Annotated in this window: 13 protein-coding genes; 12 read left to right on the top strand and 1 reads right to left on the bottom strand. The window is 42.6% G+C overall.

Annotated elements, in window-relative coordinates; translation table 11 throughout:
- Positions 1–1,458 (top strand): ATPase RavA stimulator ViaA, encoded by a 1,458-nt coding sequence (gene viaA, locus J6836_RS17680; RefSeq protein WP_219245206.1) that lies wholly within the window; start codon positions 1–3, stop codon positions 1,456–1,458.
- Here the strand turns inward: viaA and asnA are convergent, their stop codons facing one another.
- The gene (gene asnA, locus J6836_RS17675) at positions 1,459–2,451 is read right to left on the bottom strand and encodes an aspartate--ammonia ligase (RefSeq protein WP_206085511.1); all 993 of its coding nucleotides are present in this window, start codon (positions 2,449–2,451) and stop codon (positions 1,459–1,461) included.
- A 162-nt stretch (positions 2,452–2,613) separates the two neighbouring features.
- Between asnA and asnC the strand changes: the two genes are divergently transcribed.
- The 11 genes from asnC to atpG all read left to right on the top strand — a co-directional run bounded on the left by asnC (position 2,614) and on the right by atpG (position 12,153).
- Positions 2,614–3,075 (top strand): transcriptional regulator AsnC, encoded by a 462-nt coding sequence (asnC, locus tag J6836_RS17670; protein WP_219245205.1) that lies wholly within the window; start codon positions 2,614–2,616, stop codon positions 3,073–3,075.
- Positions 3,076–3,167: 92 nt separating this feature from the next.
- A complete protein-coding gene (gene mioC / locus J6836_RS17665; protein ID WP_219245204.1) occupies positions 3,168–3,608 on the top strand; it encodes an FMN-binding protein MioC in 441 nt (146 codons plus the stop codon).
- 377 nt (positions 3,609–3,985) lie between these two features.
- Positions 3,986–5,875 carry a tRNA uridine-5-carboxymethylaminomethyl(34) synthesis enzyme MnmG gene (gene mnmG, locus J6836_RS17660; RefSeq protein WP_219245203.1) on the top strand — a complete coding sequence of 630 codons (1,890 nt, stop codon included), beginning with the start codon at positions 3,986–3,988 and terminating at the stop codon, positions 5,873–5,875.
- 1 nt (position 5,876) lies between these two features.
- Entirely contained in the window at positions 5,877–6,497 is a 621-nt protein-coding gene (rsmG, locus tag J6836_RS17655) for a 16S rRNA (guanine(527)-N(7))-methyltransferase RsmG (protein ID WP_219245202.1), read from the top strand.
- 592 nt (positions 6,498–7,089) lie between these two features.
- Entirely contained in the window at positions 7,090–7,467 is a 378-nt protein-coding gene (gene atpI, locus J6836_RS17650) for a F0F1 ATP synthase subunit I (protein WP_042846804.1), read from the top strand.
- Between the two features lie 33 nt (positions 7,468–7,500).
- Positions 7,501–8,319 (top strand): F0F1 ATP synthase subunit A, encoded by an 819-nt coding sequence (gene atpB, locus J6836_RS17645; RefSeq protein ID WP_042846803.1) that lies wholly within the window; start codon positions 7,501–7,503, stop codon positions 8,317–8,319.
- A 47-nt stretch (positions 8,320–8,366) separates the two neighbouring features.
- Positions 8,367–8,606, top strand: coding sequence for a F0F1 ATP synthase subunit C (atpE, locus tag J6836_RS17640; protein WP_004093904.1), 240 nt, complete (start codon positions 8,367–8,369; stop codon positions 8,604–8,606).
- A 58-nt stretch (positions 8,607–8,664) separates the two neighbouring features.
- Positions 8,665–9,135 (top strand): F0F1 ATP synthase subunit B, encoded by a 471-nt coding sequence (gene atpF / locus J6836_RS17635; protein ID WP_004906301.1) that lies wholly within the window; start codon positions 8,665–8,667, stop codon positions 9,133–9,135.
- Between the two features lie 12 nt (positions 9,136–9,147).
- Positions 9,148–9,681, top strand: a complete 534-nt coding sequence (gene atpH / locus J6836_RS17630) for a F0F1 ATP synthase subunit delta (protein ID WP_219245201.1) — start codon at positions 9,148–9,150, stop codon at positions 9,679–9,681.
- Positions 9,682–9,695: 14 nt separating this feature from the next.
- Positions 9,696–11,237, top strand: coding sequence for a F0F1 ATP synthase subunit alpha (gene atpA, locus J6836_RS17625; RefSeq protein WP_219245200.1), 1,542 nt, complete (start codon positions 9,696–9,698; stop codon positions 11,235–11,237).
- Between the two features lie 52 nt (positions 11,238–11,289).
- Entirely contained in the window at positions 11,290–12,153 is an 864-nt protein-coding gene (gene atpG / locus J6836_RS17620; RefSeq protein WP_219245199.1) for a F0F1 ATP synthase subunit gamma, read from the top strand.
- Positions 12,154–12,162 lie beyond the last annotated feature (9 nt).

The raw sequence follows: 12,162 nt of genomic DNA, 5'->3' as shown, positions 1-12,162 counted from the left end.
ATGATGAGTTTAGCCACTCTGGAAATGTTGCTTTCGGTTAATGAAAGCCAATTAATAGAAGAGATTATTATCTCTCTCCTTGCTACGCCGCAATTGGCAGTATTTTTTGAAAAACATCCCCGTTTAAAAAAGGCATTATTGAAAGACTTATCCAGTTGGAAAAAAGACCTGAAACAGCGCCTGCAAGATGCGTTGGTTCCCGCGCAACTTTCTGAAGAATTTGAGCTGTATCGACAGTCCCTTGGGATCTCAACGGATGCTTTCTTTACACGACTCCCTTCTGTAATAGAAAGGCTTAACCAAATCGACTCGCCGTTTTACCGAGAAGCGAGTCTGTTGCAAAGTGGTAAAATTGAAAACCGCAGTGCAAGGCAAGCTTTGTTTGTCCAAAAGTGGCGAACCAGCTTAATTTTGCAAGTCACAACCCTGCATAAAGAGCTTTTAGAGCAAGAAAAAGAACAATTGCTGGCGGAATTACAACGCAGGTTAGCCTTAAGTGGAAACTTAGAAGATATTCTGGGTGAAAATGAACGGGCAGCTGGTCGTTTGTGGGATTTAAGCAAAGGGGTGAATATGACCTCCGCTTATAATGACCAACTGTTAAATCGCTACAGTGAATTTTTACGTCAGCAGCCTGAGCTCGAAAAAATAGCTCAATTATTAGGCCGTAGCCAAACAGCACAAGCTATCCCTGATGATAGTGTGGTTTTAGAACCGATGACTATCATGGAGAAAGTACCTGAAACAGTACCTGAACAAGTTAATGGCTTAAACCAAAGTGATGATATTTTGCGTTTATTACCCGCTGAACTCGCTATGTTGGGTATTGAAGAAATAGAATTTGAGTTTTATCGAAAATTACTGGAAAAACAGCTATTAACTTATCGGTTGCAAGGGGATAGCTGGCAAGAAAGAAAAGTATTGCGCCCCATTACACATCACCATGATGAAGAACAACCTCGAGGGCCATTTGTGGTGTGTATTGATACATCAGGCTCAATGGGGGGATTAAATGAGCGCTGTGCAAAAGCATTTTGCCTTGCGCTCATGAAAATCGCGTTAGCCGATAACCGCGCATGCCATGTGATGCTATTTTCCACCGATATTGTGCATTACGATTTATTATCTACGGATGGGTTGGAGCAGTGTATTCGGTTTTTACATCAAACATTTAAAGGTGGAACAGACCTTGCAGCTTGTTTGCAAGAAACAACCGTCAAATTAGAATCAAAACAATGGATGGATGCGGATGCAGTGGTTATTTCTGATTTTGTGGCTCAGCGTTTGCCTGATGAACTCATTCAAAAAATCAAAACCATGCAGAAGAAAGGGAAATACCGCTTCCATGCGGTATCTGTGTCAAATTATGGGAAACCCGGCATCATGAAAATATTCGACCATATTTGGCGTTTTGACACCGGGTTAAAAAGCAGGCTGTTACGCCGCTTTAGTCGCTAATTACAGCATACCTTCAACAGATTCTTGCATGTCTGGCGCCCAAACACCGCATTGGACTTGGCCAATGTGCTGGCGTTGCAGAAGCAACATCACTAAACGTGATTGGCCGATACCCCCGCCGATAGTTTGTGGCATTTCACCTTTAACTAACGCTTGGTGCCATTCTAATTCCATGCGTTTTTCATCTTGTGTCAGGCTTAATTGACGTGTTAAGCATTCAGGGCTAACACGGATCCCCATGGAAGACAGCTCAAATGCATCTTGTAACACAGGGTTCCACACAAGGATGTCACCGTTTAAACCACAAAAACCGTCTTCGTTTTCTGTTGTCCAGTCGTCGTAGTCTGGTGCGCGTACATCGTGTGATTCACCGCTGGATAACTTACCACCGATACCAATAAGGAAAACGGCGCCAAGTTCTTTCGCGATTGCGCGCTCACGGCCTTTTGCATCTAGGTCAGGGTAGCGCTGTAACAGCTCTTCACTGTGGATAAAGTGAATTTGGTCTGGCAGGAACGGTGCCAGTCCAAACTCTTTACTTACGGCAGCTTCTGTTTCTTTTATTGCCTTGTAGATTTTACCCACTGTCTGTTTCAGATAAGGAAGTGTACGTTCCTCATCTGCCATCACTTTTTCCCAATCCCACTGATCGACATAGACGGAGTGGATTGGGGTTAAGCGATCTTCGTCCGGACGCAACGCTTTCATGTGCGTATAGAGTCCTTGGCCTTCGCTGAAACCAAAACGACCTAACGTTTTACGTTTCCATTTAGCCAATGAGTGCACCACTTCAAAGGTTGCACCTGGGATTGATTTCACTTTCACTTGAACTGCTTTTTCGCTGCCTGATAAGTTATCCTGCGTACCATCACCAAGACGACTAAGGATTGGTCCTTGCACTTCGATTAAACCAAGCTCTTTTTCAAGTAAACGTGAGAAATAGGATTTAACAAAACTAATTTGTTGCTGATGTTCGATGAATGACTTGTCCATAATTTGCTACCCATAATTTGTTTGCTGTATTAGCTGATGTATAGATTAAGCAACAAAATGAGGTATAAATTCAATATCCATCATTAAAAAAAGCCTTTACTGTTTATTTTAATTAAAAAAATGAGTATAAAAATGAATAATCGTTAAAATGGAGGCAAAATAATGCCAGAAAATTATCAAATCGATAATCTCGATCGTGACATACTTCACGAATTAATGGGAAATGCCCGTACACCTTACGCAGAATTAGCCAAAAAATTTGCAGTAAGCCCAGGAACAATTCACGTTCGTGTTGAAAAAATGAAGCAAGCGGGGATTATCAAAGGCACCCGTATTGATATCAATCCGAAACAGTTAGGTTTTGATGTCTGCTGCTTTATTGGCATTATTTTAAAAAGTGCAAAAGATTACCCGACTGCATTAAAGAAATTGGATGCCTTAGAAGAGGTAGTCGAAGTTTATTATACGACGGGTCAATACAGCATTTTTATTAAGGTCATGTGCAAATCAATTGATGCCCTGCAAGACGTACTTATCAACAAAATTCAAACGATTGATGAGATTCAATCTACAGAAACCCTGATCTCCTTACAGAACCCGATCTTACGTACAATCAACCCTTAGAAAAAAAAATGATATAACCACATTATCCACAGGTAGATCCCAGCTCATTCACAGCGTACAATAGCGCCCTATTATTGTGAAAGAGAATCACCATGACAAAAGTAACCTTAATAAGTGGCAGTACAATGGGCAGTGCGGAATATGTTGCAGAGCACATGGCGGAGATTTTAGAAGAACTCGGCTATGAAACAGATGTTCAACATGGTCCAGAGCTTGATGACTTAACACTTGAGGGCATTTGGCTAGTGGTGAGCTCGACTCACGGAGCAGGTGATCTACCTGACAGCATTCAACCGTTCTTTGATGCTATAGAAGAAAGCTCACCTGATCTCAGCCAAGTGAAATTTGGTGCCGTTGGGATCGGTAGCTCGGAATATGACACTTTCTGTGGTGCGATCCACAAATTAGATGCCTTATTAAGTGGAAAAGGGGCTAAACGGATCGGGGAATGTTTTGAAATAGACATTCAAAAACACGAAATTCCTGAAGATCCCGCTGGAGAATGGGTTAAAATTTGGGCAAACGAACTATAATTTGGTTAAAATAGAAGCAATCAACTGTGGATAACTCAGGGAAGATCCCGGTATTAACCGGTAGTTATCCAGAGTATAAGTTTTAGGGCCACCAAGGCCTGTGCATAAGTACCCATTTTGATCCCAGCTTATACGCAATCGGATCACGGATCATTCACAGTATATGATCCTTTACACTTTTATGATCTTTAAAGTGAAAATCCACTTATCCACAGAAACAGATGATCCTAATAAAAGATCTAATAAAGAGATCTTTAAATAAAAAGATCTTTATATTATATAGGGGAGAAACCTAAGGCTTGGTCTCTTCCTCAAACTTGAGTAGAATTCTCTCCTCAAATGCACAGTCAGCATTTTCTAACGTTTAAGGTTCACACATGTTTTATCCAGAGCAATTTGACGTCATCGTAATTGGTGGTGGTCATGCCGGTACTGAAGCAGCAATGGCAGCTGCACGTATGGGGCGTCAAACCCTATTACTGACTCACAATATTGATACATTGGGCCAGATGTCTTGCAACCCAGCCATCGGTGGGATCGGTAAGGGGCATCTGGTCAGAGAAATTGATGCCCTCGGTGGTTTAATGGCCACAGCAACAGACAAAGCGGGTATTCAATTTAGAACATTAAATGCCAGCAAAGGCCCAGCTGTTCGTGCAACTCGTGCACAAGCAGACCGTGTTCTTTATCGCCAAGCAGTTAGAACAGCTTTAGAAAACCAACCTAACTTAATGATTTTCCAGCAACCTGTTGAAGATCTGATTGTTGAAAACAATCAAGTCACAGGGGCGATTACCCGTATGGGCTTAAAATTTAAAGCCAAAGCCGTGGTATTAACCGTTGGGACTTTCCTTGATGGAAAAATTCATATTGGGTTAGAAAATTACAGTGGGGGTCGTGCAGGTGATCCACCATCAATCTCCCTTTCACAGCGTTTAAGGGAATTACCACTACGTGTTAACCGTTTAAAAACGGGAACTCCCCCACGTATTGATGCAAGAACTATTGATTTCAGTCAGCTAGCTCAACAGCTAGGTGACGACCCAATGCCTGTATTTTCATTTTTAGGTTCGCAAGATCAACATCCACAACAGATGCCTTGCCATATCACCTACACCAATGAAAAAACCCATGATGTGATCAGAAATAACCTTGATCGTAGCCCAATGTATGCAGGGATCATCGAAGGGATCGGTCCTCGTTACTGTCCGTCAATCGAAGACAAAGTGATGCGCTTTGCAGACAAAGACTCACATCAAATTTTCTTAGAGCCAGAAGGCTTAACGAGCAATGAAATCTACCCTAACGGGATTTCCACCAGCCTGCCATTTGATGTACAAATGCAAATTGTGCACTCAATGAAAGGGATGGAAAACGCAAGGATCATTCGTCCTGGTTATGCGATTGAGTATGATTTCTTTGACCCACGCGATCTCAAACAAACACTTGAAAGCAAATTTATTAATGGCTTGTTCTTCGCTGGCCAAATTAACGGCACAACGGGTTATGAAGAAGCAGGCGCTCAAGGCTTGCTTGCTGGCTTGAATGCTGCACAACATGCCTTTGGTTTAGAAGGTTGGTTCCCTCGTCGTGACCAAGCTTACATCGGTGTCCTTGTTGACGACCTTTGTACACTTGGCACCAAAGAACCATACCGTATGTTTACCTCACGTGCGGAATACCGCTTGATGTTACGTGAAGATAACGCCGATCTACGTTTAACAGAAAAAGGCCGTGAACTTGGTCTCGTTGACGATGTACGTTGGGCACATTTCAACAAAAAAGTGGAACTGATTGAAAAAGAGCGTCAACGCTTAAAAGATATCTGGGTGCACCCTAAATCTGATAACCATACTGAGATTGACGGAATATTAACTGTTCCGTTATCCAAGGAAGCCAATGGTGAAGATTTATTACGTCGCCCTGAAATGACTTACCAAGTGCTGACTTCGTTAAACTTGTTTGCACCTGCAATTGAAGATCAACAAGCTGCTGATCAAGTTGAGATTCAAGTTAAATACGAAGGCTACATTGCGCGTCAGAAAGAAGAAATCGAAAGACAATTACGCAATGAAAACACCTTGTTACCTGTTGATCTTGATTATAAACAAGTGAAAGGTTTGTCTAACGAAGTGATGGCAAAGTTGAACGATCACAAACCAACGTCGATAGGCCAAGCTTCACGTATTTCAGGGATCACTCCTGCGGCAATTTCTATTTTACTTGTTTGGTTGAAAAAACAAGGCATGCTACGCCGGAGCGCTTAACATGGATTTATTATCAAAACTCAATCAATTACTTGCCAAAACCGATATCGATTTAACGGAAAAGCAAAAACAGCAGTTAGTTGATTACGTTGGGTTACTAGTTAAATGGAACAAAGCCTATAACTTGACGTCCGTGCGTGACCCTCAACAAATGTTAATCCGTCATATCATGGATAGCATAGTGGTGAACGGTCAACTCAACGGACAACGGTTTATCGATGTTGGAACAGGCCCTGGCTTGCCAGGCGTTCCTTTAGCCATTGTTCGACCTGATTCCCATTTTGTTCTATTGGACAGCTTAGGGAAGCGTGTACGCTTTTTAAAACAGGTTCAACATGAGTTAGGACTAACTAACATCGAACCCGTTCAGTCGCGAGTTGAAGAGTATCCCGTTGCAAATGGTTTTGATGGTGTGATTAGTCGTGCGTTTGCATCGTTGAATGATATGTTGAGTTGGTGCCACCATTTACCTTCACCTGAAGGGCGTTTTTACGCTCTAAAAGGTGTCATTCGTGATGATGAAATGGCGCTGCCAGAAGGGTTTGTGATTGAATCTATCACTGAACTTGAAATACCAGAACTTGATGAGCAACGCCATTTAGTTAAAATTTCGCTGAAATAAAGTTGCTTTCTATCAAATAATTTTATCTTTTAGAGCGATAGCCGAATGTTGAAAAGCAGGCGGCTATTTTTATTTTTGAGCAAATAACAAAAACGCGAATTTCACGCATTATTTACATGGAAATAACGAATAAGTTTCAAAAATAATAAGCTGAAAGGAAAAAATGAATGTAATTGGCTATTTTGACTTAATCGATTTAGCTAATAAATTAGTTAACAGTGAAATATTTGATTTATAGATTCATTATTTAGCTTAAAAATTATATTTCTTAATTATTTGATTTACAGATTAAATCTAATTTTTCTTGTGATGAAAGTTGAAGGAATAAATAAAGCTAAATGTGATTAATGTCACATTTAAGTGAACGAATGTAGCAATTCATTAACTATTTATTAAATATTACAGCGACAATTCTGCGCTAACTCGAAAAAATTAAATATTTATTCACCTTTTCGCTACTTACTGATTGAATTCATTTCGCCTGCCCGTATAATTTGCTCGTTTTTGTCTCTTGACACATTTACGCAAAGGCAGTTTTATACAACACTTAGCGTTTCTGAGGCTGAGAAGAGCTGGGAGTATACGAAAAGTTATGTCTGTATCCCTTTATGACAACAAGCATGCTGCAAAGCAGTTGTCTGTTCAGTTTATAACTTTAGTGATCCTCAGTGGGGCTTTCTGTGCAAATAGTATAGAATGGGGGGCCTCTGCTCTTGCTGGTGGGTTAGCATGCTGGTTACCAAATATCGTATTTATGCTGCTAGCACAATTTCAGAAAGCAAAGGAAGAGGATGAACCTGTCCGCATTGCCTGGTTCTTAGCATTAGGAGCAGGGCTAAAGGTTGTTACAACTATCGTTGTTTTAGTTGTTGCTTTCGGTGTGTTCAAAGCGTCATTAACACCACTGGGTTTGACCTATTTAGCGGTGCTAATTGTTCAGATTGTTGCACCAGCCGTTTTTAAACGGTAAGTATTTTTAAACTACAAAAGGGTAAGAGGCATCATGTCTGCATCAGGAGAAGTGATGACTACAGAGGATTACATAGGCCACCATCTGAGAAACCTTCAGTTGGACCTGAGTACCTTTAAGTTGGTCGATCCCCACGCTAGTCCAACATTTTGGACGTTGAACATTGACTCGCTTTTTTTCTCAGTAGTTCTCGGGGCTCTGTTCCTGTGGCTATTTAGAAGAGTTGCAGCCAATGCGACTAGTGGCGTACCCGGTAAGTTACAGACTGCAATAGAACTGATCATTGGTTTCGTTGATAACTCAGTCCGTGATATGTATCACGGTAAGAGCAAAGTTATTGCTCCTTTAGCATTAACGGTGTTCGTCTGGGTATTCTTAATGAACCTGATGGATTTACTCCCAATTGATTTCCTTCCGTATATTGCTGAGCATTATCTCGGGTTACCTGCATTACGTGCAGTACCAACCGCAGATGTTAGTGTCACTTTATCGATGGCTATTGGTGTGTTTATCCTAATCCTCTTTTACAGCATCAAGATGAAAGGAATTGGCGGATTTACAAAAGAGCTCACTATGCAGCCTTTTAACCATCCTGTCTTCATTCCAGTCAACTTGATTCTTGAAGGGGTAAGCCTGCTGTCAAAACCTGTATCACTCGGTCTGCGACTGTTTGGTAACATGTATGCAGGTGAATTGATCTTTATTCTTATCGCGGCTCTGCTTCCGTGGTGGTCACAGTGGTTGTTAAGCCTACCTTGGGCTATCTTCCACATACTGATTATTACGCTACAAGCCTTTATTTTTATGGTTCTGACTGTTGTCTATCTGTCGATGGCATCTGAAGAGCACTAATTTAATTAATCAATAATTGTATTAACTGAAACAAACTGGAGACTGTCATGGAAAACCTGAGTATGGATCTGCTGTACATGGCTGCCGCTGTGATGATGGGCTTAGCGGCGATCGGTGCTGCGATCGGTATCGGCATCCTAGGTGGTAAATTTTTAGAAGGTGCTGCTCGTCAGCCAGATTTAATTCCTCTGCTGCGTACACAGTTCTTTATCGTAATGGGTCTGGTCGATGCTATTCCGATGATTGCTGTTGGTCTGGGCTTGTATGTAATGTTCGCTGTTGCCTAATTAACGTTACGGAACACTGTAAGAACATTAATTCACTAATGAATAAGAGGTATTGTCTGTGAATCTAAATGCAACAATCCTCGGCCAGGCTATCGCGTTTGTCCTGTTTGTTTGGTTCTGTATGAAGTATGTATGGCCACCGATTATGGCGGCCATTGAAAAACGTCAAAAAGAAATTGCTGACGGTTTATCTTCTGCAGAACGTGCTAAAAAGAACCTGGAACTGGCGCAAACCGACGCAACCGACCGACTGAAAAAAGCGAAAGCTGAAGCACAAGTCATCATTGAACAAGCAAATAAACAGCGTGTTCAAATGATTGATGAAGCAAAAGCAGAAGCGGAAGCAGAACGTGCAAAAATCGTCGCGCAAGCGCAAGCTGAAATTGATGCTGAGCGTAAACGTGCACGTGAAGAGTTACGTAAACAGGTTGCGATGCTTGCTATTGCAGGTGCCGAGAAGATTATCGAACGTTCCGTGGATGAAGCTGCTAACAGCGACATCGTTGATAAACTAGTCGCTGAACTGTAAGGAGGGAGGGGCATGTCTGAAATCGCTACTGTAGCTCGCCCCTACGCCAAAGCAGCTTTTGACTTTGCTGTGGAAAACCAATCTGTCGAAAAATGGCAGAATATGCTGGCCTTCACCTCATTGGTGACGCGCAACGAACAGGTTGGTGAGCTGCTTTCTGGTTCTATTGCACCAGAAACATTAGCTAAAACGTTTATCTCTGTTTGTGGAGATGAAATTGACGAGCATGTTCAGAATCTGATTCGTGTTATGGCAGATAATGGGCGTTTAACAACGCTACCAGAAGTATTAGCTCAATTTATTCAATTGCGCGATGCTCTGGAATCAACCATCGAGGTTGATGTCATTTCTGCTAACGAACTGAGTGAACAGCAGTCAGCTAAAATTTCTGCAGCGATGGAAAAACGTCTGTCACGCAAAGTTAAGCTGAATTGCAAAATTGATAAGTCTGTTATTGCTGGAGTGATCATTCGTGCTGGAGACCTCGTTATTGACGGGAGTGTCCGCGGTCGCTTAGAGCGTTTAACTGACGTCTTGCAGTCTTAAGGGAACTGGAGCATATGCAACTGAATTCCACCGAAATCAGCGAACTGATCAAACAGCGTATTGCTCAGTTTGATGTTGTGAGTGAAGCTCACAATGAAGGTACGATTGTATCCGTTAACGACGGTATCATTCGTATTCACGGTTTAGCCGAAGTCATGCAGGGTGAAATGATCGCACTGCCTGGCAACCGTTACGCTATCGCACTGAACTTGGAGCGAGACTCTGTTGGTGCGGTTGTTATGGGTCCTTATGCCGACTTGGCAGAGGGCATGAAAGTTAAATGTACTGGTCGTATTCTTGAAGTCCCAGTAGGCCGTGGCCTGTTAGGACGTGTTGTGAATACACTGGGTCAACCAATTGATGGTAAAGGCCCTGTTGAGAACGATGGCTTCTCTCCAATTGAAGTTATTGCTCCAGGTGTTATTGAACGTCAATCAGTTGATCAACCTGTACAGACTGGTTATAAATCAGTCGATGCGATGATTCCAATCGGCCGTGGTCAGCGTGAGCTTATCATCGGTGACCGTCAGACAGGTAAAACTGCTCTAGCGATCGATGCAATTATTAATCAGCGTGATTCTGGCATCAAATGTGTTTACGTTGCTATCGGTCAGAAAGCATCTACTATTTCTAACGTAGTTCGTAAACTGGAAGAACACGGCGCACTGGAAAATACCATTGTTGTTGTTGCAACGGCATCTGAATCAGCTGCTCTGCAATACCTTGCTGCATACTCTGGATGCGCAATGGGTGAATATTTCCGTGACCGCGGTGAAGATGCGCTGATCGTTTACGATGACCTGTCTAAACAGGCTGTTGCATACCGTCAAATTTCACTGTTGCTGCGTCGTCCACCAGGACGTGAAGCTTACCCAGGTGACGTTTTTTATCTGCATTCACGTTTACTTGAGCGTGCAGCTCGTGTTAACGCTGAATACGTTGAAAACTTTACTAAAGGTGAAGTTAAAGGCCAAACTGGTTCATTGACGGCTCTGCCTATCATTGAAACCCAAGGCGGTGACGTTTCTGCATTCGTACCGACTAACGTAATCTCGATTACAGATGGTCAGATCTTCCTGGAATCTAACTTGTTTAACTCTGGTATCCGTCCAGCGGTTAACCCTGGTATTTCAGTATCTCGTGTTGGTGGTGCTGCTCAGACTAAAATCATTAAGAAACTGTCTGGTGGTATTCGTACAGCACTTGCTCAGTATCGTGAACTTGCAGCATTTGCTCAGTTTGCTTCCGACCTCGATGACGCGACTCGTAAACAGTTAAGTCATGGTCAGAAAGTAACTGAATTGCTGAAACAGAAACAGTATGCACCGATGTCAGTAGCAGAGCAGTCACTGTCTCTGTTCGCGGCAGAACGTGGATTCTTGGATGATGTTGAGTTAGCGAAAATTGGTGCATTCGAAGCTGCATTAGTTTCTTTTGCCCTGCGTGAGCATGCTGACCTTATGAACGAAATCGGCCAGGCTGGTAACTATAACGATGATATCGAAGGCAAGTTGAAAAAACTGCTCGAATCATTTAAAGCAACTCAGTCCTGGTAATACTATTCGGCCCGAATTTTTAGGGCCGTCTGGTTAATAAGGAGAAGCTGTAATGGCCGGCGCAAAAGAGATACGTTCCAAGATTGCCAGCGTGCAAAACACGCAGAAGATCACTAAAGCGATGGAAATGGTCGCTGCGTCCAAAATGCGTAAATCGCAAGAACGCATGGCGGCTAGCCGTCCTTATGCGGAGACCATGCGCAGTGTTATTGGTCACCTAGCGTTAGGTAATCTGGAATACAAACATCCATATCTTGAAGAGCGTGAAGTTAAGCGCGTTGGGTATTTGGTTGTTTCAACAGACCGTGGTCTGTGTGGTGGTTTGAACATTAACTTGTTCAAAAAACTGCTCGCAGATATGAAATCATGGTCTGAGAAAAATGTTCAGGTTGATTTGGCTTTAATCGGTTCTAAAGCGGTATCATTCTTCGGCTCTGTGGGCGGTAATGTCGTGACACAAGTTACCGGAATGGGGGATAACCCAACGCTTTCGGATTTGATTGGTCCAGTTAACACTATGCTACAAGCCTATGATGAAGGGCGTTTGGATAAACTGTATGTGGTGACTAACAAGTTCATCAATACAATGTCTCAGGAGCCAACTATTCTTCAATTATTACCATTGCCTGCAAGCAATGATGAAACACTGAAGAAGAAATCTTGGGATTATATATACGAACCCGATCCTAAGGCGTTGCTGGATACCCTGCTACGTCGTTATATCGAGTCGCAGGTTTATCAGGGCGTCGTTGAAAACCTGGCTAGTGAGCAGGCCGCACGAATGGTAGCGATGAAAGCCGCTACTGATAATGGTGGAAACCTGATCAAAGAGTTGCAGTTGGTTTACAACAAAGCTCGTCAGGCCAGCATTACTCAGGAGCTTACCGAAATTGTTTCGGGCGCTTCCGCGGTTTAACAGCTAGGT

Source organism: Providencia sp. R33 (assembly GCF_019343475.1).
GTDB lineage: Bacteria > Pseudomonadota > Gammaproteobacteria > Enterobacterales > Enterobacteriaceae > Providencia.
This window is presented reverse-complemented; position numbering and strand designations above follow the sequence as displayed.